At 73.1% G+C, this 21,826-nt stretch carries 24 protein-coding genes and 1 pseudogene; 10 read left to right on the top strand and 15 right to left on the bottom strand.

Annotation, left to right across the window (positions count from 1 at the left end; genetic code table 11):
• Nucleotides 1–98 precede the first annotated feature (98 nt).
• The 4 genes and pseudogenes from BJ984_RS06305 to BJ984_RS19180 all read left to right on the top strand — a co-directional run.
• Entirely contained in the window at nucleotides 99–692 is a 594-nt protein-coding gene (locus tag BJ984_RS06305) for an alternate-type signal peptide domain-containing protein (RefSeq protein ID WP_179547298.1), read from the top strand.
• A 92-nt stretch (nucleotides 693–784) separates the two neighbouring features.
• Nucleotides 785–1,303, top strand: a complete 519-nt coding sequence (locus tag BJ984_RS06300; protein ID WP_179547297.1) for a hypothetical protein — start codon at nucleotides 785–787, stop codon at nucleotides 1,301–1,303.
• Between the two features lies 1 nt (nucleotide 1,304).
• The gene (locus BJ984_RS06295; RefSeq protein ID WP_179547296.1) at nucleotides 1,305–2,069 is read left to right on the top strand and encodes a hypothetical protein; all 765 of its coding nucleotides are present in this window, start codon (nucleotides 1,305–1,307) and stop codon (nucleotides 2,067–2,069) included.
• Nucleotides 2,066–2,545, top strand: a pseudogene (locus tag BJ984_RS19180) (signal peptidase I); the annotation flags it as partial. The gene BJ984_RS06295 and the pseudogene BJ984_RS19180, both read left to right, overlap by 4 nt.
• A 120-nt stretch (nucleotides 2,546–2,665) precedes the next feature.
• On the opposite strand, the gene BJ984_RS19175 reads toward BJ984_RS19180, so the two are convergent.
• Complete coding sequence (locus tag BJ984_RS19175) at nucleotides 2,666–3,355, bottom strand: TetR family transcriptional regulator (RefSeq protein ID WP_179549357.1); 690 nt, start codon at nucleotides 3,353–3,355, stop codon at nucleotides 2,666–2,668.
• Here BJ984_RS19175 and BJ984_RS06285 point away from each other — a divergent pair.
• Nucleotides 3,354–4,496 carry an SDR family NAD(P)-dependent oxidoreductase gene (locus tag BJ984_RS06285; protein WP_246306441.1) on the top strand — a complete coding sequence of 381 codons (1,143 nt, stop codon included), beginning with the start codon at nucleotides 3,354–3,356 and terminating at the stop codon, nucleotides 4,494–4,496. The two genes, BJ984_RS19175 and BJ984_RS06285, sit on opposite strands and share 2 nt — an antisense overlap.
• A 4-nt stretch (nucleotides 4,497–4,500) precedes the next feature.
• Here the strand turns inward: BJ984_RS06285 and BJ984_RS06280 are convergent, their stop codons facing one another.
• From BJ984_RS06280 to BJ984_RS06270, 3 genes are read right to left on the bottom strand one after another with little or no spacing between them, the layout of a single operon-like run.
• Nucleotides 4,501–5,214, bottom strand: a complete 714-nt coding sequence (locus BJ984_RS06280) for a glycosyltransferase family 2 protein (RefSeq protein ID WP_179547295.1) — start codon at nucleotides 5,212–5,214, stop codon at nucleotides 4,501–4,503.
• Nucleotides 5,211–6,710 carry a PIG-L family deacetylase gene (locus BJ984_RS06275; RefSeq protein ID WP_179547294.1) on the bottom strand — a complete coding sequence of 500 codons (1,500 nt, stop codon included), beginning with the start codon at nucleotides 6,708–6,710 and terminating at the stop codon, nucleotides 5,211–5,213. The genes BJ984_RS06280 and BJ984_RS06275 overlap by 4 nt, the downstream gene beginning before the upstream one ends.
• Nucleotides 6,707–7,816, bottom strand: a complete 1,110-nt coding sequence (locus BJ984_RS06270; protein ID WP_179547293.1) for an acyl-CoA dehydrogenase family protein — start codon at nucleotides 7,814–7,816, stop codon at nucleotides 6,707–6,709. The genes BJ984_RS06275 and BJ984_RS06270 overlap by 4 nt, the downstream gene beginning before the upstream one ends.
• A 135-nt stretch (nucleotides 7,817–7,951) precedes the next feature.
• On the opposite strand from BJ984_RS06270, the gene BJ984_RS06265 reads away from it, so the two are divergent.
• Together BJ984_RS06265 and BJ984_RS06260 are read left to right on the top strand one after the other, a co-directional pair.
• Nucleotides 7,952–8,758 (top strand): SDR family NAD(P)-dependent oxidoreductase, encoded by an 807-nt coding sequence (locus tag BJ984_RS06265; protein ID WP_179547292.1) that lies wholly within the window; start codon nucleotides 7,952–7,954, stop codon nucleotides 8,756–8,758.
• 34 nt (nucleotides 8,759–8,792) lie between these two features.
• Nucleotides 8,793–9,164: a gamma-glutamylcyclotransferase family protein gene (locus BJ984_RS06260; protein WP_179547291.1), complete on the top strand. Its 372-nt coding sequence runs from the start codon at nucleotides 8,793–8,795 to the stop codon at nucleotides 9,162–9,164.
• 66 nt (nucleotides 9,165–9,230) lie between these two features.
• Here the strand turns inward: BJ984_RS06260 and BJ984_RS06255 are convergent, their stop codons facing one another.
• Together BJ984_RS06255 and BJ984_RS06250 are read right to left on the bottom strand one after the other, a co-directional pair.
• Complete coding sequence (locus tag BJ984_RS06255; protein WP_246306440.1) at nucleotides 9,231–9,908, bottom strand: hypothetical protein; 678 nt, start codon at nucleotides 9,906–9,908, stop codon at nucleotides 9,231–9,233.
• Between the two features lie 59 nt (nucleotides 9,909–9,967).
• A complete protein-coding gene (locus tag BJ984_RS06250) occupies nucleotides 9,968–10,552 on the bottom strand; it encodes a helix-turn-helix domain-containing protein (protein ID WP_179547290.1) in 585 nt (194 codons plus the stop codon).
• A 42-nt stretch (nucleotides 10,553–10,594) separates the two neighbouring features.
• Here BJ984_RS06250 and BJ984_RS06245 point away from each other — a divergent pair, with 42 nt between their 5' ends.
• Nucleotides 10,595–10,846, top strand: a complete 252-nt coding sequence (locus BJ984_RS06245) for a hypothetical protein (RefSeq protein ID WP_179547289.1) — start codon at nucleotides 10,595–10,597, stop codon at nucleotides 10,844–10,846.
• Between the two features lie 132 nt (nucleotides 10,847–10,978).
• Here the strand turns inward: BJ984_RS06245 and BJ984_RS06240 are convergent, their stop codons facing one another.
• Entirely contained in the window at nucleotides 10,979–12,340 is a 1,362-nt protein-coding gene (locus BJ984_RS06240; RefSeq protein ID WP_179547288.1) for an HNH endonuclease signature motif containing protein, read from the bottom strand.
• A gap of 112 nt (nucleotides 12,341–12,452) precedes the next feature.
• Here BJ984_RS06240 and BJ984_RS06235 point away from each other — a divergent pair, with 112 nt between their 5' ends.
• Entirely contained in the window at nucleotides 12,453–13,415 is a 963-nt protein-coding gene (locus tag BJ984_RS06235) for an NAD(P)/FAD-dependent oxidoreductase (RefSeq protein ID WP_179547287.1), read from the top strand.
• A 4-nt stretch (nucleotides 13,416–13,419) separates the two neighbouring features.
• Here BJ984_RS06235 and BJ984_RS06230 read toward each other — a convergent pair whose 3' ends face one another.
• The gene (locus tag BJ984_RS06230) at nucleotides 13,420–14,244 is read right to left on the bottom strand and encodes an SDR family oxidoreductase (RefSeq protein WP_179547286.1); all 825 of its coding nucleotides are present in this window, start codon (nucleotides 14,242–14,244) and stop codon (nucleotides 13,420–13,422) included.
• Nucleotides 14,245–14,367: 123 nt separating this feature from the next.
• Here BJ984_RS06230 and BJ984_RS06225 point away from each other — a divergent pair, with 123 nt between their 5' ends.
• Complete coding sequence (locus BJ984_RS06225) at nucleotides 14,368–15,627, top strand: multidrug effflux MFS transporter (protein ID WP_218869983.1); 1,260 nt, start codon at nucleotides 14,368–14,370, stop codon at nucleotides 15,625–15,627.
• Here BJ984_RS06225 and BJ984_RS06220 read toward each other — a convergent pair.
• From BJ984_RS06220 to BJ984_RS06190, 7 genes are all read right to left on the bottom strand, one after another.
• On the bottom strand, nucleotides 15,614–16,507 hold the full coding sequence (locus BJ984_RS06220; protein ID WP_179547285.1) for an alpha/beta fold hydrolase: 894 nt from the start codon (nucleotides 16,505–16,507) through the stop codon (nucleotides 15,614–15,616). The genes BJ984_RS06225 and BJ984_RS06220 overlap by 14 nt on opposite strands.
• Before the next feature lie 52 nt (nucleotides 16,508–16,559).
• Nucleotides 16,560–17,444: a PPK2 family polyphosphate kinase gene (locus tag BJ984_RS06215; RefSeq protein ID WP_179547284.1), complete on the bottom strand. Its 885-nt coding sequence runs from the start codon at nucleotides 17,442–17,444 to the stop codon at nucleotides 16,560–16,562.
• Nucleotides 17,445–17,467: 23 nt separating this feature from the next.
• A complete protein-coding gene (locus BJ984_RS06210; RefSeq protein ID WP_218869982.1) occupies nucleotides 17,468–17,950 on the bottom strand; it encodes a GNAT family N-acetyltransferase in 483 nt (160 codons plus the stop codon).
• A 10-nt stretch (nucleotides 17,951–17,960) separates the two neighbouring features.
• The gene (locus BJ984_RS06205) at nucleotides 17,961–18,941 is read right to left on the bottom strand and encodes an acetylxylan esterase (protein ID WP_179547282.1); all 981 of its coding nucleotides are present in this window, start codon (nucleotides 18,939–18,941) and stop codon (nucleotides 17,961–17,963) included.
• A gap of 91 nt (nucleotides 18,942–19,032) precedes the next feature.
• Nucleotides 19,033–19,935: an FHA domain-containing protein gene (locus tag BJ984_RS06200; protein WP_179547281.1), complete on the bottom strand. Its 903-nt coding sequence runs from the start codon at nucleotides 19,933–19,935 to the stop codon at nucleotides 19,033–19,035.
• A gap of 31 nt (nucleotides 19,936–19,966) precedes the next feature.
• Nucleotides 19,967–20,263 carry a hypothetical protein gene (locus BJ984_RS06195; RefSeq protein WP_218869981.1) on the bottom strand — a complete coding sequence of 99 codons (297 nt, stop codon included), beginning with the start codon at nucleotides 20,261–20,263 and terminating at the stop codon, nucleotides 19,967–19,969.
• Nucleotides 20,264–20,347: 84 nt separating this feature from the next.
• The gene (locus tag BJ984_RS06190) at nucleotides 20,348–21,817 is read right to left on the bottom strand and encodes an amidohydrolase family protein (RefSeq protein WP_179547280.1); all 1,470 of its coding nucleotides are present in this window, start codon (nucleotides 21,815–21,817) and stop codon (nucleotides 20,348–20,350) included.
• Between the last annotated feature and the right edge of the window lie 9 nt (nucleotides 21,818–21,826).

Below are 21,826 nucleotides of genomic sequence, written 5' to 3'. Positions count from 1 at the left end.
GCCACGCCGGCCCCCGCTGGTCACACTCGAGCCACAACCCACGCGACACCTGTCGCCCCAGGCGCCCGCACGGACCGGCGCGAAAGGATCTCCCCCTCATGAACAAGCTCACCAAGGGCGCAATCGCCGCAGCAGCCGGAGTCGTGCTCCTTCTCGGAGGGGCCGGGACCTTCGCCTTCTGGAACTCCACCGCGCAGGTCGCGGGCGGCACGATCACCGCCGGCAACCTCTCGGTCTCCAACGCCGACGGCCCCGGTGTCTGGACCGACCAGAACGGCACGGTCGTCAACATCGCCACCTACCGCATCGTGCCCGGCGACACCCTCACCTACACCGACACCCTCAGTGTGACCGCGGTCGGCAACAACCTCGTGGCGACCCTCGGCATCCAGCCCGGCTCGATCGCCCCGGCCGTCACGGGCAACACCGCCGACATCGCCCTGGCCGCCTACCTGAACGCGGGCGCCACGAACACGCTGACGGCGACCGGCACCGGCATCTCGGGCACCGGCCCGACGTACACCGTGACCGCCGGCACCGCGGGCGTCAGCCAGAACGTCACGGCCTCGGTGGCGCTGAAGTTCCCGAACGTGAACACCGCCGGCGCCGAGAACGCGGCCAAGCTCGGCGCGGTCAACCTCAGCAACCTCACCCTCACGCTGTCGCAGACCGCCCCCGCCGTCACCCCGTGACCCCCCACGGCTCCGGGCGGCGCGTTCGCGCGCGTCGCCCGGGGCCATCCTCGCTCCGTGGCCCCTCCGCGTCACCCTCCCCGGTGAAGCGGATGCTCGTCGCGACCGCTCTCGCCGGCGGTGCCGTGCTGCTCGGCACCGTCGCCTCGGGCAGCACCTTCGCGCTGCTGAACTCCTCCGCCACCAGCCCCGGCGCGGTCGTGCGCTCGGGCACGGCCGAACTCGGAGTCAGCACGGCCCTGTCGCTCGCCACGACCCCGCTCTACCCGGGTGCGACCGTCTCGGGCTCCGCCGTCGTGACCAACTCGGGACAGGTGCCGCTGTCGGTGCGGGTCGCGGGGCTCGCTCTGACCGGGACGGCGACCACCTTCTCCTCTGCCCTGACCGTTCACGTGTCGGCGATCAGCAGCGGCAGCTGCCCGGCGGTGCCGACGGCCTGGCAGGGGACGTTCGCGTCGTCGACACCCACCGATCTCGCGGTGCGGGTGGTGCCGGGCGGGACGGCGCGGGTCTGCGTCGGCGTGACACTGCCGGCATCGGCCCCGGCGTCCGCGGCCGGGGCGGCGCCCGCGGCGTTCACGCTCTCGATCGACGGCCGGCAGGTCGCCTGACATGGGCCGCCGCCGTCTCGCCAGGGCCGCGCCGGTCACGGCAGCGACGGTGCTGGTCGCGCTGGGCGCGACCGCGCTCGCTGCGATGGGAGCCCCCGGTGCGATCGCGGCCGGCCCGGCCGACGACGGAGGCGTCGTGGTGAGCGTCGACGGGAGCCGGTACGACGACGCCCCGGCCGAGCCGTTGTTCGCGGCGCCGCCCGTGATCGTGCCGGGCGACGTCGTCACCGAGACGCTCTGGGTGCGCAACGACGGCGCCGTCCCGGCCACGCTGCGCATCGATGCGACGGATGCGCGGGCCACCGTCGCCGCCTTCGCCGACGCCCTCCGGGTCTCGGCCGCCATTCCCCCGCTGGACGCCGGCGCGGTGCCCTTCGGAGACGCCGCCGACTGCGCCGTGCTCCTCCGCGGTCCGGTGCTGGAGCCCGGCGAACGGGTCGCCGTCGCGGTCTCGCTCTCCTTCTCGGCGGCGACGCCCGACCGGGTCGGCCACGACGCGCGCGCCACGCTCGACTTCACCGCGTCCCTCCGCGACGAGGCCGCCGAAGCGGCCGGCGCCGGCGCGTGCGGCGCCGGGATCGCGATCCCGGGCCTGCCCGACGGGCCGGCCTCGGGTCCGGGCGGGCTGCTGTCCGACACCGGGGCGGCTCCACCGCTGGCCGCGCTGCTCTGGGGGGCGGCGCTGGCGGTGGCCGGCGCCCTGCTCGTGTCCCTGCGGATCGGCGCCGCCCGGTCCCGTCGGAACGACCCGGAGCGGCCACGATGACCGGCCGGCGGGTGCTCGAGGTGCCGCCCCGCGAGCGCGGGATGCTGCACGCGATCGGGGTCGGGCTGAGCGCGGGGCTGCTCGTGCTCGTGCTGGGGCTGGCGGTGGTGACGATCCTGCTGCCGCTGGCGGTCGGCGGGCGGCCGCTGACCGTGCTGACCCAGTCGATGGAGCCGGGGCTGCCGCCCGGGACGCTGATCATCGTGAAGCCGGAGCCGGTCGGCGAGATCCGGCTCGGGGACGTCGTGACCTACCAGATCGAGTCGGGCGAGCCGGGGGTCGTCAGCCACCGCGTGGTCGAGAAGACCTTCGCGACCGACGGCTCGACGACCTTCCGCACCAAGGGCGACAACAACGACGCGGTCGACGAGCAGCCCGTGCGCGAGGTGCAGATCGTGGGAGTGCTCTGGTACAGCGTTCCGCTGCTCGGCTGGGTGAACACCGCGGTCAACGGCGAAGCGCGGGCTCTCATCGTGCCGATCGTGGTGGTGGCGCTGTTCGGGTACGCGGCCTGGGCCTTCGCCTCGGCGCTGCTCACGCGCCGCCGCACCCGCCGCGCACACCGCGCCCGCCTGGGCCACGGTCACGGTCACGGATCAGCGCTGGTCGAGGCCCGGCCGCAGGAGTTCGCGCGCGCGAGCGACCGCGGCAGCCCGCTGCGCCTCCGGGGTCGTGGCGAGCAGCCCCGCCAGCATCGACACCACGAGGAACACGTCGTCGGCCGACACCTCCGCCCGCACCCGACCGGCCGCCTGCTCGCGGGTGACGACCTCGCCGACGACGCGCAGCATCCGCTCGCTCAGATGGTCGACCCGGTCGTCGTCCCGCTCGGCGCGGATCATGTCGATCATCGCCGTCGAGACCAGCGCCTGGGCCACGACGCCGTCGAGCAGCGCCTCGACGGTGGTCTCCGGATGCGCGGCCAGCGCCTCGAGCTCGGTGATGTTCTCGTCGAAGACCGCGATCGCGAGCGCCACCCGATCGGGGAAGTGGCGGTAGAGGCTGCCCTGCCCGACGCCGGCGCGACGAGCCACTGAGCTGAGGGGCGCCGCATAGCCGTCTCCCGCGAAGATCTCGCGGGCCGCCGCGATGAGCGCCCGCCGGTTGCCGGGCCCCGCACTCGGGCCGCGATTGGGTTTCGGAGCCGTGGGCACGACGTGTAGCCTACTAGCGGACAAGGTTGTCCGGTTCCTCGCCCTGAGGCGCCCCGCCCGCCGGAGCGTCGACGACGTCCGCCGGCCTGCTCTGCCCGACCGTGTCACCTCCCGAGAAAGCGAGACCACCATGCCGTCCTCCTCCGCTCCCCTCAGCGCCGACTCCTCGATCGCCACCTGGCTCGAGCATCCGGTCGGCGGCCCCCTCATGCGCGAGCTGCTTGCCCAGGGCGGGCAGGACGCGGACGCGCTGCGGCCGGTGCGGCGCCTGGCGCTGAAGCGGCTGGTCCTGCTGAGCAAGGGGCAGTTCCCCGCGGAGCTCGTGGAGCAGCTCGTCGCGCGGGCCGCCGCCGGCGAGGTGCCGGCCGGGTCGGGTTCGGGGGAGGCCGGGAGTGCCGCCGGGGGCGCGGGAGCATCCGGAAGCTCTGGCACGGCGGGGGACTCGGGTGGCGCCGGTGGCGCCGGCGACCTCGGCAGCACCGAGGAGGGCCTCGTGCCCGTCGAGCGGCCGGAGTGGGTCGAGCGGCTCGACGGCGGGCGCTTCGCCGGCCAGACCGTGATCGTGACGGGCGCCGGCTCGGGCATCGGCCGGGCCACCGCCTCGCGGATCGCGCGGGAGGGCGGGCGCGTGATCGCCGTCGACATCTCGGCCGAACGGCTCGACGACTTCGCCGCCTCGCTGCCCGAGGCCGACATCACGCCGGTCGCGGGCGACATCACCTCGGACGAGGCCGTCGCGGCGATCGTGTCAGCCGCGGGCGAACGGATCGACGGCCTCGCGAACGTCGCGGGGATCATGGACGACATGACGCCCGTCGGCGAGGTCACCGACGAGGTCTGGAACCGGGTCTTCGCGATCAACGTGACCGGGACGATGAAGCTGACCCGCGCGGTGATCCCCGCGATGCTCGCACGCGGCGCGGGCTCGATCGTGAACGTGGCCTCGGAGGCGGCCCTCCGCGGCTCGGCCGCCGGTGCCGCCTACACGGCCTCGAAGCACGCGGTCGCGGGGCTGACGAAGTCGACGGCGTTCATGTACGGGCCGTCGGGCATCCGCGCGAACGCGGTCGCGCCCGGCCCGACGATCACGAACATCGAGGCGCGGTTCGCGTCGCCCCTCGGCGCGGAGCGGGTGCGTCAGGCCATGGCGATCCTGCCCGACGCGGTCGAGGCCGACGCGCTGGCCGCGTCGATCACGTTCCTGCTCTCGGACGACGGGGTCAACGTCAACGGCGCGATCCTCCCCTCCGACGGCGGCTGGTCGGCGGCCTGATCCGTCAGTCGACGAGGCGGCGGAGGAAGCCCGCGAAGCCGCCCGAGGTGCGCCCGTCGAGGCGGTCGGACGTCACCGCGACCCCGTTTACGGTAGCGATGCGCCCGCCGGCCGGCTCGCCGCCGTGCGACTCGAGCCCCTCGATCGCGCGCACCAGCTCCTCGTCCTCGCCCACCCGGATCGGCGGGAACCCACCCGCCCGCAGGTACGCGTCCGCTCGCACGCCGAGGTTCGCGCCGTACACGTGCCGCACCGCCTCGTCGTCGTGCGCCCGGTGCCAGGCGGCCAGCGCCTCGGGCGGGAGCGTGTCACCGCGCGGTTCCACCCGGCCGAGCCCCACGTAGGCCCCCGACTGCGCGACCGAGAGGTGGTCGATCAGCCACTCGGCGGGCACGACGGTGTCGGCGTCGGTGGTGCAGATCCACTGCTCGTCGGGCCGGTCGAAGCCCGCGAGGGCGTGCCGCACGCCGATGCCGCGGGCCTGCCCGACGTTGCCGGCGGTCGACTCGAGCACGGTCACCGCGTCGCCGAACGACTCGGCGACGTCGATCGAGTTGTCGACGCAGGCGTCCAGCACGACGACCACCCGGCAGCGCACCAGCGGGGTCGGGTCGAGGTGCAGCAGCGCCTTCCGGCTCGCCAGCACCGCGCGGATGCACTCGCCGAGCGACTCCTCCTCGTCCCGCGCCGGGATCACCACGTCGATCGCCCCGATCATGCGAGCCCCTCCCGCGAAGCGATCGAGACGGCCGGTGGGCGCACGACGACATCGAGCACGAAGTCCTCCTCCAGGTGGCGGGCGAGCCGCACGAACTCGGGTCGCCGCTCGAGCACGGCGTGTACGTCGTCACCGGTGAGCGCGCGGTCGACGATGGTGTGCCGCCAGTGGCAGAGCACGAGGGCGCCGGCGGGGGCGAGGGCGGCCGCGATCCGGTCGAACAGCGCGGTCAGCGACGCCGGGTCGAGGTAGTAGCCGACCTCGGACACGACGACGAGGTCGAAGGTTCCGTCCGGCCACTCGGCGGGCACGGTCATCCGCTCGAATGCGGCGTGCGGCAGGTCGCGGTTGCGCTCGGCAGCACGTGCCAGAGCCACCTCGGAGACGTCGACCCCGACGAAACGAGCGGATGCGCGCCCCGCCAGCTCCCGTGAGAGCACCCCGGTCGACGTGCCGACCTCGAGCACCTCCCGGTACTCGCGATCGGGCAGGCTCGCGAGCAGGATCGCCCGCTTCCGCTCCTCATACCAGCGCGACTCGAAGCCCCACGGGTCGTCGGTCGACTCGTGCAGGGCGTCGAAGTAGCGGGCTGCGGTGTCGTCGTGCGCGGCCGCCTCGGCCGGCACCTCGACGAAGAGCTCGAACGGCCGCTCGAAGTGCGCCAGCATGCCCGGATGCAGCAGCACCTCGTCCCCCGGCGCATCACTCAGCGGCTCGACCTGGCTGCGGTGCACGGCGAGTACGCCGCGCTTCGCCGCGAGCGTCGCATCGTCGAGCGGCAGGCGCACGAGCGCGTCCCACGGCAGGTCGTCGCCCTCGGGCGCACCCCAGTGCCATAGCCAGACGGGGTAGGCCAGGCTCCGGATGCTCATCCCACCCGCCTCGTCGGCCAGCCGCCGCACGGCCTCGGCCACCGCGTCGGCGGCGGCCTCGTGGTCGGGGTGGCGGTCGCCGCTCCACGGGGCCACGAACCAGGTCTCGGCGACGGGAGCCGCGGGGCCGCTGCCGGTGTCGGTGTCGGTGGCGGTGTCGGTGCCGGTGGCGGTGCCGGTGTTCGTGCCGGTGCCGCTGCCGTGCACCGCGGCGAGCAGCGCGGCCGTGAGCGCCTGGCGGTGCTCGGGCTCGCCGAGCCGGCCGTCCGGTGCGCGAAGGAACGCGACCGTCGCCCCGGGGTCGATCGACGCCACGGCAGCGGTGGTCTCCTCCTCGCGCAGCCGGGCGAGCTCTTCGGGCCGATGCGTCGTCGACGCGGGGTGCGACGCCTCCCCCGAGGTCGCGACGATCACCGTCGTGCGCACCCCGGCGGCGTAGGCGCGGGCGAGCAACCCGGCGGCGCCGAGCGTCTCGTCGTCCGGATGCGCGGCCACCACCACGAGGTGCCCCAGCCCCGCCAGCTCGCCGACGCTGATCTCGGGCAGCGCGCCGCCGCGTTCGGCGAAGACGTCGGCCCACCGCGGTTCGGCGGTGCCCTCGTCCTGATGCGTGAAGCCGCTCATCGGATCCCTCCCTCGACCCCCGGCGCCACCGCGCCGGCCTCCCGTCGTGCGCGCTCGACGAGCATCCGGCCGAGGCGCAGCTCGTCGCGGGCGCCGTGATCCTGCAGCAGGTACAGCTCCAGGTCGGCGACCCGTGCCGCGTAGGCCGCGTCGAGCGCGAGCGGCGCGGGCCCAAGCGCGTGCGCCGCTTCGCGCAACACCGTCTCGCAGGCCCCGCGCACCACGCTCCGCACCCCCTGCGCCAGCTCCCGGGCCTCGTCCCGCCCCATCCCGGCCGCGTCGATGCGGGACGCCGCCGCCGCGAGCACGGAGCGGGCCGCGAAGAGAGCTGCCGCGCAACGGCCGGCGTGCAGCGCACCGAGGTCGTCGTCGCGGCGGCCGGCGGCGTCGAGCACGCGCCGCGCCACACCCACCGCTCCACCGAACCAGCACGCGGCCACGCCGATGCCGCCCCACTCGAAACCGTCCCGCTCCAGGTACCACCCCGGCGCCCCCACGGGCACGGCCGGCACGGCGTCGAAGTCGACCGGGCCACTCGGCACCGTCGGCATCCCCCGCGAGACCCAGGCCTCCGGATGAACGATGACCCCACCCCGCTGCAGCGCCACCGCGAACAACCGCCGCTCGCTCGCGCCGTCGGGCAGCTCGACGTGAGCCGTCACCAGCGCGTGACTCAGGTCACCGGCGAGGGAGCACCAGGGTTTCGTGCCGCTCAGAGTCCAGCCCCGTGCATCCGGAACCGCCGTCAGCCGCACCCCGGGGCCCTCGGCCGCGAACACACCCCAGGTGCTGTCGGAGTCGGCTCCGATGCCGACGAGGTCGATCGGGTCGGGGCACTCGGCGAGGATGGCCAGTGCGTCCAGCTGCGGTTCGACGACCCTCGCCAGAGCCACGTCCGCCGCTCCCAGCGTCGCCAACGTCTCGAGGTATCGGGCCGTGCGGCCCCGCCCAGGCGCCGGGGCATCCGCGCCCTGCCGCCGGGCGAACTCGACCGCCGCATGTGGCCCGGCGTCCTGAGGGCCCGCCGCCGCGAGCGCCGACGCGAACAGCGCGTCGAGGGCGGCGTCGCCCCCGGACCGGCCGTCGAGCGTGACTCCCTGCTGCATGGCGCCACCTTCCGTGTTCGGGCATCCACTTCTCATCGAACCCCGATCGGGCCCGGCCCGGTAGGCCGCCCACCCGCCGAAAGCCTGAGCGCCCACCCCGTGCGTGCCCGCGCGGCCCGGCGTAGCGTCGGCCGCATGGATCTCGGCATCTCCGGCAAGACCGCCCTCGTGAGCGGTGCAGACTCGGGCATCGGTTGGCACACCGCGAAGCTGCTGCTGGAGGAGGGAGCCTCGGTCGTCGTCACCGACCGCGACCCCTCGAAGCTCGAGGGGGCCCTCGCCGAGCTCCCGGCTCCGCGCGAGGGTGCGACCCTGCACGGGTTCCCCGCCGACATCACGCGCCTCGACGACCTCGCGACGCTGCACGAGCGGGTTAAGGATGCGGTGGGCGACATCGACATCCTGGTGCAGTGCGCCGGCATCACCGGGGCGCAGGGCCTGTTCCACGAGATCGACGACGAGGGCTGGACGAGCACCATCGAGACCGACCTGCTCGGGCCGGTGCGACTCGTGCGCACGTTCCTGCCGTCGCTGCGGAAAGGCGGCTGGGGGCGGATCGTGCTGACCGCGAGCGAGGACGCGGTGCAGCCCTACGACGACGAGCTCCCCTACTGCGCCGCCAAGGCCGGCGTGCTCGCGCTCGCCAAGGGCCTCTCACGCAGCTACGCGACGGAGGGGCTGCTCGTGAACGCGGTCTCGCCCGCGTTCATCCATACGCCGATGACCGACGCGATGATGCAGAAGCGCGCCGAGCAGCAGGGCAGCTCGGTCGACGAGGCGATCTCGTCGTTCCTCGACGAGGAGCGGCCCTACCTCGAGCTGAAGCGCCGCGGCGAGCCGGAGGAGGTAGCCGCGGTGATCGCGTTCCTCTGCTCCGACCGCGCCTCGTTCGTGAACGGCTCGAACTACCGCGTCGACGCGGGCTCGGTCGCGACCATCTGAGGTCGTCCCGGCCGGTGCACCGTACACTCGCTGCATGACCGACGAGACCGGACGGGCGACGGATGCGCAGCTGCTGTTCTCCTACGGCACCCTCCGCCAGGAGTCTGTGCAGCAGGCCGTCTTCGGCCGCCTGATCGAGGGCCGCGACGCGTCGATCGTGGGATACTCGCAGGAGTGGCTGGCGATCTCCGACCCGGCGGTGATCGCCGCGAGTGGTTCGGACCGGCATCCGCTGCTCGTGCCCGACCCCACCGCCCCGCCCGTGCCCGGCACGGTCTTCGAACTCACGCCCGCTGAGCTCGCCGCGGCCGACGCCTACGAGGTCGACGACTACGAGCGCGTGCAACTGCCCCTCGACACCGGCGAGCTGGCCTGGGTCTACGTCTTCGCGGGCTCGCCCGCCTGAGCGGCTCCCCCGCCCGAACGGCTCCCCGCCTGAGCAGCTCCCCGCCTGAGCCGCCGGTGCGACCGGTCAGCGACGCGGCAGACGGATGACCGTCGTGAGGTCGACCAGGTGCGGCTCGGGCGGCGCCGATCCGAAGCCGAAGCGCACGGGCGGGTCGAGCGCCGCGAAGGCGCCGAGCGGTTCGCCGTCGACCGTCGCCTCGGCCCAGGCGATGCGCCGCATCGTCGTGACCCCGTAGAACTCACGACGCCCGTGCCCGGCCGAACCGGCGGTGTGCACACCGGGCACCAGGCGTGAGGCGATGGGGTCGAGCATCCTGAGCCAGCGCACGTCGGTCGCGAGCCGTCGCGGCACCGAGCGCAGCAGCCGTCCGAGCGGGGGCACGTCGCCCACCGCGATGCGCGCCGTCAGCGCCGAGCCGTCGTCGCCCGCCCGCACGGCCAGGCCACCCGAGATGCGTCGCGACGACACCGGCACCACCCGCACCTCGTCGAACTCGTACGTCTCGGAGACGAACGCCGCCACCACCTCCGAGGGCGCGAGCAGGGTGCGGTGGCCGGCGGCGTTCTCGATCATGGCGTCGGCGAAGCGGCCGAACGGCGAGCGCTCCCACAGGCCGATCACGACGCGGGTTCCGGATGCGCTACCGAACCCCGCGATGCGGCCCTCGAAGCGCAGCTCACCGCTGCCGGCCGCCCCGGCCCCGGCGACCCCGGCCGCCTCTGTCGCTCGCGTTCGCTCCATCCCCCGAGCGTACGGCGCACGGCTGACAACGGCCCCCAGCCCGTCGGTGAGGCAGGCCGTCAGCGTCCCGCGCGCCGGTCGGGCTCGGTCTGCGCCCGCACGTGGATGCGCTCCCCGTCCCGGCTGAAGATGCACATCAGCTCGACGGGCTGGTCGTCGGCGCTTCCCAGCCAGTGCGGCACCCGTGTCGCGAACTCCGCGGCCTCGCCCTCGGCGAGCACCAGGTCGTGGTCGCCGAGCAGCAGCCGCAGCCGCCCGTTCAGCACGTAAAGCCACTCGAAGCCCTCGTGCGTGCGCAGCGCGACCTCTTCCGAGCTCGGCCGCAGCGTCATCCGCACGGTCTGCATCGGTGCGTTCTCGCGGGAGAGCAGCTCGGTGGTGACCCCCGGCCGGTGGGTGTGACGACCCCGGATGCGCGGGTCGGGCACCGCATCCGTCACCAGTTCGTCGATGGTCACCTCGAGGGCTGCGGCCAGCGGGATGAGCAGCTCGAGGTTCGGCTGCCGCTTGCCCGCCTCGAGGCGCGAGATGGTGCTGGCGGAGATGCCGGTGCCGGCCGAGAGCGCGGCCAGGGTCAGCTCGCGCCCGGTGCGCGCGGAACGCAGCCGGGCGCCGATGCGTGCGCCCTGCGACTCGGTGACCACGCTCCCATCCTGCCGCACCCCGACGGGTTCTAGGCTCGCAGCATGAGCGATCACGACGACCTCCCCCGCCCCAGCGCCCAGCAGCTCGACGCCTCGGAGCACACCGAGAAGCGCACCGTCGAGGGCGAGGCCCGCTACTACGTCAAGGACCTCGAGAAGCACCTCAGGACCTGGGGCCACCCGAACCCCGACGGTCTCGTGGCCTACTTCACGCCCGACGGCAAGTTCCACGCCCAAGGCGTCGACCGCGAGAACCAGCTGCGCCTGATCGGCGCCCTCGGCGGCGTCGCCTAGCTCCCTCTCTGTGGCCCGCCCGGCCCTGTCCTCCTCGACGACTCAGCCATGACCATCGTGGGCAAGCGCGTCAGCGCGCGGCAGCCGTGTACTGCCGCGCGCTTCGCGCTTGCCCTCGGATGCGGTGGCCGGCTAAGCGGCGGGTCGCTGGATGGTGCGACGCCGAGTGGTCGGGATCGGTTTCTGCTCCGTGTCGACCCACCTCGGCGGAATCAAGTGAGGCACCCCATCGTGCATGGTCAATTTCCACGGTGACTTGTGCAGATGTGAGTGGTGGAAGTGGCAGAGCAGAATCCCGTTGTCGATATCAGTGCGGCCGGGCGGATGATCGTCTGAGACCCACTCGTTCGCGTGATGTGTTTCGCAGAACGAGGGTGGCCGATCGCAGCTGGGCCACACGCAGCCGCCGTCTCGGGCTGCGAGTGCCCGGTTCTGCGCCGCGGTGAAAAGGCGCTTGGCCTTGCCGTGGTAGAGCACCTCGCCCTTGTCGCCGAACAGCGTCGCCGCGACCGGGGATGAGCACCGCAGCTGCGCAACGGTGGAGGCGGGGACGGGCTGGTCGATGCCGTCGATCCACCCGACACCCCGCCCCGCCAAAAGGTCATCAAGCGTCATGTGCACGTTGACCGTGGCGATGGCCCCGTTGATGCGGGGCATGTCCTCGGCGCCAGCGGCGCGGGCGATCAGCTCAGTGACGGTGTCAGCGTTCTTCTGCGCCTGCGTGCGACCATCCGCGATCACGTACTCGTCTTCGTCGACGAAACGCGGCCCGGCCACGCGTGGGCTCTGCATCGCCCGGATGCTCGACATCCACACCCCGCCCTGCTCGGGCCCGAGGGCGAACGTCCCCCGGTACATCCCATCCGGTGCCTGGGCGATGGTCAGCGACCGCTGCATCTGCAGCACCTCGTCCCGCGGCTCAGCACCATCGGGGTCGAGCACCTCGCGCAGGTGAATGGCGGCCCGGAAGGTCTCGTCCGCTGTCAGTCGGCACGAGATGGTCTGGTCGACGAGTGTCTCCTCCGCGAGGCTCACAACCTCGGGGGAGCATCCACGGTCGGCGAGCACCCCACACTGCTTCACGATGGCCGCCGCCGCCTCGACCCCGAGAACGCCCTCATCGAGCACGCGAGCGACCACCGGGAACGGTGCCGGCCCTTCGCCCCCACCCAACAGCACCGCACCCCGCAGTGTGCGTCCGAGGTCGAGCCGCGCCTTGCACGCCCGCGTTGACGCGCCGGTGACCTTCGCGACGAGCGCGACGGGTGTCGTGAAGTTCTGCGACCGGCTCAGGCCCTCGTCGCCGAGCTCCGAACGCGACCGCACCCCGACCTCACCCGCAAACCGAACCTGCTGCGCCGACACCGCACGACCGAGCACCTCGTAGGCGGCCATCAATTCGAGCAACTCGTCATCACCGAGACCCGTCAGCCCCGCGCCGGAACGGCCGCAGACACCGGCGGCCATCTCAAGGATGCGGGCAGCTGAACTCATACTGAGATTCTATCAGAAACAGCTGATGAATGCTCGGTTCCGACATGGGCCCAGCCTTGCCGGATCAGCAATCTGGTTTGCCGCAAGCGCTGCCCGCGACGACAGTAGAACCATGGATGAGAACGAATTCGATGTGATCGTGGTCGGCGGCGGAGCAGCCGGCCTGAACGCCGCCCTGGTGCTGGCCCGCTCCCGCCGCCGCGTGGTCGTGGTCGACGCCGGAGAGCCCCGCAACCGCTTCACCGCCCACATGCACGGCTTCCTGACCCGAGACGGCTTCGACCCGGCCAAGCTGCTGCGGATCGGCCGCGAGGAGGTGGGCGGCTACGGCGCCACGATCCTCCAGGGCCGCGCCGTGAGCGCGACCGGGAGCGCGGGCGCCTTCCAGGTTACGGTCGAGACCGCCGGCAGCGAGACCCGCACGCTGAAGGCCCGCCGCCTCGTCATCGCCACCGGACTCCGCGACGAGCTCCCCCCGATCGACGGCCTCCAGGAGCAGTGGGGCCGCGGCGCCGTCGCCTGCCCCTACTGCGACGGCTGGGAGGCGCGCGACTCCCGCGTGGTGGTGATCGCCGCCTCCGCCCGCGCGTCCCACCAGGCCGAGCTGATGCGCCAGCTGAGCGACGACGTCACGATCGTCGGCCGCGTGACCGCCGAACTCGGGACCGAGACGTTGCGCGGTTTCGCGGCTCGAGGCATCCGGGTGGGAGAGAACGACGTGGTGCGCGTCGAACGCGTCGACGAAGCACGGGAGCGACCCCTCCGCCTCACCCTCGACGACGGGAGCACGCTCGAGGCCGACGTCGTCTTCACCGGCGGGGCGCTCGTGCCGAACGACGAGCTGCTAAGACAGCTGGGTGCCGAGACGGCCGCCGGCCCGATGGGTGAGTGGACCGCATCCGACCCCACCGGCCTCACCTCGGTGCCCGGGGTGTGGGTGGCGGGCAACTCGGCGAACGCGGGCGCACTCGTCATCGTGGCCGCGGCGTCAGGGCTCACCGCGGCCACGGTGATCAACTACGACCTGGTGCAGGACGACATCGCCCGAGCACTCAGGCCCGCCCCGCAGGAGTGAGCCTTCAACCCTGCGCCAGCACCGACACGTCGTTCCACTGCTCCCACTCCGCGATGCGCCCCGCGTAGTCGGCCTTCGCCGTCTCGATCGGGGTGCGCCCGAAGAACACGCGCAGCGGCGGCTTCTCGGCGTCGACGATCCGCAGGATCGCCTCACCCGTCGCCGTGGGATCACCCGGCGAGGCGACCCGCGACTTGCGGGCCTCGGCGGCGGCCTCCTTCACGGCGGCGTAGTCCTCGAGCGGCTCGGCGTGCTTGGCGGATGCTCCGCCCCAGTCGGTGCTGAACCCACCCGGCTCCACCAGCGTGACGTGCACGCCGAACGGGGCGACCTCCTGGGCCAGCGCCTGCGAGAACCCCTCGAGCGCCCACTTGGACGCGTTGTAGACGCCGATGTTCGGGAACGCCGAGATGCCGCCGATCGACGACACCTGGATGATGTGGCCCGACCCCTGCTCGCGCAGATACGGCAGGGCGGCCTGCGTGATCCAGAACGCGCCGAACACGTTCGTCTCGAACTGGTCGCGCACCTCCTTCTCGCTGAGCTCCTCGATGAAGCCGAACTGTCCGTAGCCGGCGTTGTTGATCACGACGTCGAGGCGTCCGAAGTAGTCGTACGCCTCGGTGACGGCGGCGAAGTCGGCCTCGCGGTCGTTCACGTCGAGCTGCAGCGGGAGGAATCGGTCGCCGTAGCGGTCGACCAGCTCGGCGAGGGTGAAGGTGTCGCGCGCGGTCGCGGCCACGCTGTCCCCTCGCTCGAGGGCGGCGAGCGCCCACTCGCGGCCGAAACCGCGGGACGCTCCGGTGATGAACCATGTCTTCTGTGCCATGCCTCGAGTCAACACCCGCCCGGCCCGAACCCTTCCATCAGGAGTCGGGAGCTGCACCCCTTCTGGGGCAGGCCGCCCACCGCCCCCGCCCCTAGGCTGACCGCAGCGACCAGGGGAGACCGGATGACCGACAGCACCACCACGCGCCGCGGCCCCCAGCGGTCGGGCCCTCGTATGCCGAGCCGACGGGTGCTCGTCGCGATCCTGCTGGGGGTCATCCCGCTCAGCCAGGCGCCGATCGACATCTACACGCCGGCCATCCCGACGATGATCACCGAGCTCGACACCACGTCGTCGCTCGTGCAGACCTCGGTGGCGGTCTACGTGCTCGGCATGAGCCTCGGCCTCATCCCGGTGGGCGTGATCGCCGACGCGAAGGGGCGCCGGCCGACCCTGCTCACCTGCCTCGCCCTGCTGCTCGTGACGAGCGTCGGCATCGCCTTCGCGAACGACATCGCGGTGCTGCTGGTGCTGCGCTTCTTCCAGGGGGTGGGCGGATGCGCGTGCATGGTCCTCGTCTACGCCGTCGCCGCCGACACCACCCGGGGCCCGAAGCTCACCTCCCTCTCGGGCCTGCTCGGCGCCTCGTGGGGCCTCGCCCCCGTGATCGCGCCCGCGATCGGCGGCTTCCTCGTGGACGCCGTGACCTGGCGGGGCATCTTCGTGCTCGTCGCGGTGCTCGCGGGCATCGCGCTGCTGGTGGTGTGGCGGATGCTCCCCGAGACGCTCGACCCGGCCGACGCCCAGCCGATCGTGCCGAGGGCGATCGTCCGGGTGCTGGGCAGCACTCTCCGGCAGAAGATCTTCGTCGGCCTGACGCTCGCGTTCGCGGTGTTCGCCAGCGCCCAGCTGCTGTTCGGCATCATCGCCCCGCTGATCTACCAGAAGACACTCGGACTGTCGGCGCCCGAGTACGGCGCCATAGCGCTGGTCATCGGCGCGGCCAACCTGGGCGGCGAGCTCGCGACCGGCGCCTTCGCGACCCGGCTGTCGTCGCGGGTGATCGGCTTCTCGGCGTTCGCCTTCTTCGTCGCCGGCACCGCGGTGCTGCTCGTCAGCGGTCTCACGGTCGGGCCCGACATCCTGCTGATCACCATCGGCGGCATGCTCGTGATGGTCGGCTGCGGCGCACTCTGCCCGCTCGCCTACGGCCTCGCCCTCGGCCTCTTCGACCGCAACCTGGGCCTGATCGGAGGCCTCACCAGCGCCGTCTGCTACCTCGTCGTCGCCGCGACGATGGCCGGGGCGGCCGGCCTGCCGGACCGCGACCAGGTGCCCCTCTCCTTCGTCTACGTCGGCTGCGCCGTCGTCGGCGCCCTCCTCCTGGCTCTCTGCCTCCGCCCCCGCGTCCCCACCCCGGCCGAGCCGGTCACACGGGGGTGACGAGGGACGCCAGGACGTCGGCGCGGCGGCTCAGCACGATGAAGTGGCCCTCGGACGGATAGCGGCGCAGGCGGGCATCCGGGAGCTCGTCGACCAGGCGGGAGGCCCACGCCGCCGGGATGAGGCGGTCGGCCGAGCCCTGGTGCACCACCACCGGCACCGGCACCTCGGCGGGCGAGAAGCCCCACGGCCCCACGAAGGCGCGGTACGAGTCGACGGCCCCGAGCGGGTCGGCGACGCCCTCGGCGACGCAGCGGGCGAACCAGGACGAGTGGCGGGCGAGCAGCCGGGTGTCGCTCGCGTCGAGGGCCGCGCCCGAGGCCTCGGCGGTCAGTCGAGGGAAGGCGCGGGCGATGCGCCGGGTGGCCGCGAAGCCCACGGCGGCCAGGAGCGGCGCCCGCAACGACAGCCCGGCGACGCGCTTGTCGGTGCGGTTGAGCTCGGCGAACACGGCCGGGTCGGCGAGTGGCAGCGCACCCGCGACGACCGCGACGGCCGACACCCGGTCGGGGAACGCGCGGGCCACGGCGAGCGCGTACTGGCCACCCTCCGACCAGCCGGTGACCGCGAAGCGATCCGTGTCGAGGGATCCGCCGGCGGGCGACGCGAGGTGCTCCAGCAGGGCGGCGACGTCCTGCCGGGCCCAGGCGAGCGGGGTCCGGCCGGGGCTCCGCGAACTGCCGCCGATGCCCGGGCGGTCGGGCGAGACGAGGGCGATGCCGAGCGAGCGGGCGACCGCGTCCCCGGTGGCGGCGTCGAGGCCGCTCATCAGCCCACCGTGGCAGCTCAGCACGAGCGACCCGTGCGGATCGCCGTAGACCCGGTAGGCCAGCCCGCGTCCGTCGCGCAGGGCGATGCGGCGGCGCAGGCCCTGGCTCATTCTCGAACGATACCCGGTCAGGTCGCGAGCGGCAGGCGCCCACCCGCGTCGATCAGGTCGCGAGCAGCCGCTCCCGCTCCCGCTCGACGTCGAACGACGCCGTCGGCCATCGCAGCTGCAGCCCGGTGAGCGCCTCCTCGAGCAGCTGCTGCACGGCGAGCGCCGAGAACCACTTGTGGTCGGCCGGCACCACGAACCACGGCGCCGGCTCGGTGTTGGTGGCCGACAGCGCCGCCTCGTAGGCCTCCTGGAAGGCCGGCCAGTGCGCGCGGTCGTCGACGTCGCCGGGGCTGAACTTCCAGTGCTTGTCGGCGCGGTCGAGCCGGCGCAGCAGCCGCTTGCGCTGCTCCTCGTACCCGAGGTGCAGGAACACCTTCACGATCGTCGTGCCGGCCTCGACGAGCTGCCGCTCGAAGGCGTTGATGGTCGCGTAGCGGTCGTCGATCGCAGCGGTCGAGAGCGTGCCGCGCACCCGCGGCACCAGCACGTCCTCGTAGTGCGACCTGTCCCACACCCCGATCTGCCCGGGCGCCGGCAGCTGCCGCTCGACGCGCCAGAGGAACGGATGCGCCCGCTCCTCCTCCGTCGGCGCCTTGAAGGCGTGGTGCCAGACCCCCTGGGGGTCGACTGAGCCGGCCACCTTCTTCACCACGCCGCCCTTGCCCGAGGTGTCCATGCCCTGCAGCACGAGCAGCACCGAGCGCGCCGTCGCCCCACCGCTCACGGTGCTCGCGGCGAAGAGCTGCTCCTGCAGCCGTGCGAGCGACTTGCCGGTGCCGCGGAAGCTGGCCTCCCCGTCGTCCTTGTCGAGCACACCGGGGGTCGCTCCGGTGTCGAAGTCGCCGAGATCGACGGATGCGCCGGGCGCCCCCACCCGCAGCCTCGAGCTCCACGGCCCCTCGATCCGCCCGCGCGGCGGTTCGGCGTGTGCCGGCATGCCCTGCCTCCCCCTCTTCTGCGTCACAGCGGCTTCGCCATGTTCGTCGCCGTGACCTCGTAGCCCAGCGAGTCGTACAGGCCGCGCGCGACGGTGTTGTGCCCGAAGACGTTCAGCCCGAGCTTCGTGGCGCCGTGCTCGGCGGCGACGCGCTCAGCGAGCAGCATGGCGGCCCGGCCGTAGCCGTGCCCGCGGTGCTCCTCGGCGATCTCGACGTCGAACACCCACCACTCGGTCGGCCGCACGGGGTCGATCACCCCGAGCCAGAGCACCCCGACCACCTCGGGGTCGGAATCGGTCTCGCCGTCGGCGAGCACCTCGAAGACGAGCTGCCCCTCGGCGGGCACGCCGCCCGGGAAGTACTGCTCGTTCGACGACGCCACGCGCTCGTCGGCGTACTCGGGGCTGTCCCCGGACTCGATGCGCTCGCGGCGGTACTCGGCGTTGCTGCGCGCGATGAACTCGGCGAGGCCTTCTTCGGCGAGCGGACGGAGATCGACGGGCATGATCCGAACTCTAGCGGCGCAGGTGCGACGCGAGGAAGGCGAGCACGAGGGCGTCTTCGTCGGGACCGCCCGCCTCGTGGCCGTTGAAGGGCCAGAGGTGCAGCGCGCTGTCGCCGGCATAGGCCCGATGGGCGCCGGCGATCGTCGACGGCGGGGTGATCGGGTCCATCATCGCCGCCGAGAACCAGGCGGGGACCTGCGCCCGGCGGGCGAAGTTCACCCCGTCGAAGTAGCGCAGCGTCTCCATCACCTCGCCGAGGCGATCGCGGTGCACCGCCAGGTACTGGGCGATCTCCTTGTAGGGGTGCGCATCCGTGATGCGGATGGCCCGCGGGTAGTCGCAGAGGAACGGGGTGGTGAAGGCGCCGGCGGTGACGCCCTCGGCGAGGGCCGCGACGGCCAGGGCCAGCCCGCCGCCCTGACTGCCCCCGACCACGCCGATGCGCTCGGGGTCGACCTGCGGCAGGGTTCGGGCGGCGTCGACGGCGAGCACCGCATCCGTCATCAGCCGGCGGTAGTAGTAGCCCTCACGGCTCTCGATGCCCCGGGTCATCACGCCCGGGATCTGCGGCCCCGTCGACCCGTCGGGGTCGCCCGTGGCGCCCACCGACCAGGTGGAGCCCTGGCCGCGGGTGTCCATCTGCAGGTGCGCGAAGCCGGCGCTCGCCCAGAACAGGTTCTCCCAGGCCCGCCCGCGTCCGCCCCCGTAGCCGACGTACTGCACGACGGCCGGCAGCGGCCCCTCGGCTCGCGCGGGTACCCGCAGCCACGCCTTGATGCCCTGCCCGCCGAAGCCGGGGAACGTCACGTCGTAGACGTCGACGGTCTCGAGCCCCGTCGGCACGCGTTCGAGCACGACCTCCCGCCCGGCACCGACGCCGGCGGCCCGCGCCTCGGCGAGCGTCGAGTCCCAGAACTCGTCGAAGTCGTCGGGAGCGGTCTGCACGCTCTCGTATTCGGCCAGTTCGGCTTCGCCGAGGTCGGTCAGCATGGCGGTCTCCTTCGCACCGGCCGGCACGCCCCGTCGAGGGGCGGGCTCGGGCTCAGCACGACTGTAGCGAAGAGCGGATGCCCGCACCGCGCTAGTTCGGATCGGTCACCCTCCCGGCCACCGACGACGCCCCGCCACGCGGAGGCTGCTTCTTCTGCTTCGACAGCTCTCCCCCGACCCGGCCGCCGTAGGGGCGGCCGTGGTCGGCGAACTCCTCCCGGAAGTAGGCCAGCCGCCACTCGCCGAGCTCGACCCGGGCGCCGGTGCGCAGGATGCGGCCGCGCGGCGGACGGCCCCCCACCGGGCCGGCCTCGCGGGTGTGGCCGCCGCCCGTGGGCTCGACGTCGTAGAGCACGTACTCGTCGTCGTCCTCGTGCCGGATCTCGGCGTGGACGGGCGCGAGCCCCGGCAGCCGCAGGTCGGCGTCGGGCCCCGAGCCGATGACCGTGCGGCCGGGCAGCAGGTCGAACTCGCGGGGCGGTCGCCCGTCCCAGTACTCGGAGCCGACGGTGAAGATCAAGCGGGGCCGGCCGGAGCCGGGGAGGTAGTGCGTCGTCGTGACCCGGCGTCGCACCACCCGGTTCACGGTCGGCAGCAGCGGGAACGGTGTCGTCGGAGGCAGCGGGAAGGTGAGCGCCTGGTCGCCGTTCCGGCGCACGAGCAGCGGCGCGAGCGCCTGGAGGCCGCCGAGCCGGATGTGCGGCGAGCGCGTGACGAGCCGCTGCAGCCGGCTGTTCTTCACGTCGCCGAGGTGCACGATCGGACCGTCCGGCCCTTCCAGGCAGAGCGAGACGCCCCGCGCCGCGAGCGCGTCGGCGACGGTCGTGAGGTCGGCGAGGCTCCGCCGCCCGTTCCCGGGCAGCCGCCCGGGCTCGTTCACGTGGATCGTGATCTCGGTGCCCGACGCCGTGATCGTGCCCTCGAAGGGCGTGGTCGTGCCGTCGCCGTCCGCTTCGATCTCGGAGAACGTCAGGTCGATGTCGAGGCGCACCATGTCGGCGCCCGTCGCCGTCCGGGTCTCCGGCTCAGCGTCCGCGATGCGGGTCGGAGCCGGCCGCGGTGTCGTCGCTCGTGGTGACCCGCAGGGTGCCGTTGAGCTTCCAGGTGGCGCGCGGGGCGTCCGGACCGATGTCGCGGGGGACCTCGACGGTCATGTCGACGAAGCTGTAGTTCACGGCGGCGCCGCGGCCGGTCAGGTACGACCACATCTCGCGGCCGAGGTCGGTCCAGTCGGTGATCGAGTGGCCCTCGGGGCCGGCGGAGTCGGCGAACGGGTCGGTGTCGGCGGAGGAGCCGGCGGAGGCGGAAGTGGTGTCAGACATGGCGGTGACCTTTCCCTTTTTCGGAGCGTATCCCCCCTTTTTGTACCGGGTCCAGCAAATACGTCGTGTTCTCAGGAGCCGTCGCTACCAGGCCAGTCGCTCGGTGCTCCTCGACACCGACCTCGCCGCCACCTCCCGCACCCGCGAATGCAGCTCGGCCGAGGCCCGCGCGGCGAGCGGATTCGTGCTGACGCCGTCCTCCGACACGAGCTGCCCGCCGACGTAGACGCGCTTGAGGTTGCGCAGCCCGCAGGCGAACGCGTAGTGCGCGTGCACGTCCCAGACGGGCCCGGTGTCGGGGCTCGACGGGTCGACGAGGAGGAGGTCGGCGAACTTGCCGACCTCGAGCGAGCCGACGCGGTCGGCGACGCCGAGCGCCTCGGCCGAGCCCAGCGTGTGCATCCGGAGCATGTCGCGGGGCATCAGCACCGACGCGTCCTGGTTGACGGCCCGCTGCGTGTAGACGCCGATCCGCACGTTCTGGAACGGGTCGGAGACGTCGGTGCAGGACTGGTCGTCGAGCCCCACCCCGATCGGCATGCCGAGCTCGCGGTAGCGCGGGATGTCGGCGACCCCCGAGCCGAGCCGCCCGTTCGACGTGGGCTGCCAGACCATGCCCGCGCCCTTCTGGGCGGCGACCCGCGCCATGTAGGTGTCGGGGTGCACGAAGTGGCCGAACAGGAAGCCGGGCCGCAGCGCCCCCGCCTCCTCGTACCAGCGGAACTTCTCGCGCTGCTGATCCAGCGCCTCGCTCGTCTCGAGGAAGTGGGCCTGGTTGCCGATCCCGTGCTCGTCCATGGCGCGCACCTCGTCGCGGGCGGCCTGGGCGCTCGCCGACCACTGCACGGCTCCGAAGACGGATGCTCCGAGCGACAGCTCGGCCGGAACCGACGCCTCGAGGTACCGCACGGCGCGGCCGAAGGCGTCGAAGGCCTCCTCGGCCGGCTGGAACTCGCTGTCGAGCCGGATGGCGTTCATCGTGCGGAGCCCCGCATCCCGGGCCGCATCGAACTGGCGGTGCAGGTAGCCCTCGGGGCGGATCGCGTAGATCTCGCGGCGATCGGTCTCGGCGTCGTACTTGCCGACGACCCGGGAGTCGGTGAAGTTGTAGGCGCTCGTCACCCCGTTGCCGAGGAAGTCGAGGCAGCCGTGCAGGGTGAACCAGTACACGTCCTCCTCGTCGGCGCCGGCGATGAAGGTGCTCTGCTCGCCGACCCAGCCGTAGAGCGGTTCGCCCGGGGTCATGCCGCGCATCCCGCTGGTGAAGATGTGGCTGTGCGCCGAGACGAACCCGGGTGCGAGGAACGCCCCCTTCGCGTCGAGCACCTCGCCCGAGCCGATCGACTCGCGCTCGGGCGGGAGGGCGCCCTCGCCCATCGCCTCGATGCGCCCGTCGGCGCCGACGGCGAGCCAGCCGCGGAACCAGCCGGTGCCGCCGGCCCCGGCCGCGGCACCGCCCGCGCCGCCCGTGGCCGCGCCACCGAGCACCGGCCCGTCGGCCAGCGGGATGACGACGGCGTTCACGATGGTCAGGAGGGTGCTGGCTTCGCTCATGACGCCATG

It is taken from the genome of Herbiconiux flava, assembly GCF_013409865.1.
GTDB lineage: Bacteria > Actinomycetota > Actinomycetes > Actinomycetales > Microbacteriaceae > Herbiconiux > Herbiconiux flava.
The sequence above is the reverse complement of the archived record's forward strand: the minus strand, read 5'-3'. Positions and strand labels throughout refer to the sequence as shown.

Coding starts and splice junctions, on each gene's coding strand:
- BJ984_RS06255 (WP_246306440.1), bottom strand. CDS start 9,908: ATGGAGCGAACGCGAGCGACAGAGGCGGCCGGGGTCGCCGGGGCCGGG.
- BJ984_RS06215 (WP_179547284.1), bottom strand. CDS start 17,444: ATGCCGGCACACGCCGAACCGCCGCGCGGGCGGATCGAGGGGCCGTGG.
- BJ984_RS06240 (WP_179547288.1), bottom strand. CDS start 12,340: ATGAGTTCAGCTGCCCGCATCCTTGAGATGGCCGCCGGTGTCTGCGGC.
- BJ984_RS06220 (WP_179547285.1), bottom strand. CDS start 16,507: ATGAGCCAGGGCCTGCGCCGCCGCATCGCCCTGCGCGACGGACGCGGG.
- BJ984_RS06230 (WP_179547286.1), bottom strand. CDS start 14,244: ATGGCACAGAAGACATGGTTCATCACCGGAGCGTCCCGCGGTTTCGGC.
- BJ984_RS06260 (WP_179547291.1), top strand. CDS start 8,793: ATGACCGACGAGACCGGACGGGCGACGGATGCGCAGCTGCTGTTCTCC.
- BJ984_RS06285 (WP_246306441.1), top strand. CDS start 3,354: ATGCCGTCCTCCTCCGCTCCCCTCAGCGCCGACTCCTCGATCGCCACC.
- BJ984_RS06265 (WP_179547292.1), top strand. CDS start 7,952: ATGGATCTCGGCATCTCCGGCAAGACCGCCCTCGTGAGCGGTGCAGAC.
- BJ984_RS06305 (WP_179547298.1), top strand. CDS start 99: ATGAACAAGCTCACCAAGGGCGCAATCGCCGCAGCAGCCGGAGTCGTG.
- BJ984_RS06275 (WP_179547294.1), bottom strand. CDS start 6,710: ATGAGCGGCTTCACGCATCAGGACGAGGGCACCGCCGAACCGCGGTGG.
- BJ984_RS06190 (WP_179547280.1), bottom strand. CDS start 21,817: ATGAGCGAAGCCAGCACCCTCCTGACCATCGTGAACGCCGTCGTCATC.
- BJ984_RS06195 (WP_218869981.1), bottom strand. CDS start 20,263: ATGTCTGACACCACTTCCGCCTCCGCCGGCTCCTCCGCCGACACCGAC.
- BJ984_RS06210 (WP_218869982.1), bottom strand. CDS start 17,950: ATGCCCGTCGATCTCCGTCCGCTCGCCGAAGAAGGCCTCGCCGAGTTC.
- BJ984_RS06280 (WP_179547295.1), bottom strand. CDS start 5,214: ATGATCGGGGCGATCGACGTGGTGATCCCGGCGCGGGACGAGGAGGAG.
- BJ984_RS06295 (WP_179547296.1), top strand. CDS start 1,305: ATGGGCCGCCGCCGTCTCGCCAGGGCCGCGCCGGTCACGGCAGCGACG.
- BJ984_RS06300 (WP_179547297.1), top strand. CDS start 785: ATGCTCGTCGCGACCGCTCTCGCCGGCGGTGCCGTGCTGCTCGGCACC.
- BJ984_RS06245 (WP_179547289.1), top strand. CDS start 10,595: ATGAGCGATCACGACGACCTCCCCCGCCCCAGCGCCCAGCAGCTCGAC.
- BJ984_RS06235 (WP_179547287.1), top strand. CDS start 12,453: ATGGATGAGAACGAATTCGATGTGATCGTGGTCGGCGGCGGAGCAGCC.
- BJ984_RS06270 (WP_179547293.1), bottom strand. CDS start 7,816: ATGCAGCAGGGAGTCACGCTCGACGGCCGGTCCGGGGGCGACGCCGCC.
- BJ984_RS06205 (WP_179547282.1), bottom strand. CDS start 18,941: ATGCTGACCGACCTCGGCGAAGCCGAACTGGCCGAATACGAGAGCGTG.
- BJ984_RS06225 (WP_218869983.1), top strand. CDS start 14,368: ATGACCGACAGCACCACCACGCGCCGCGGCCCCCAGCGGTCGGGCCCT.
- BJ984_RS19175 (WP_179549357.1), bottom strand. CDS start 3,355: ATGGTGGTCTCGCTTTCTCGGGAGGTGACACGGTCGGGCAGAGCAGGC.
- BJ984_RS06200 (WP_179547281.1), bottom strand. CDS start 19,935: ATGGTGCGCCTCGACATCGACCTGACGTTCTCCGAGATCGAAGCGGAC.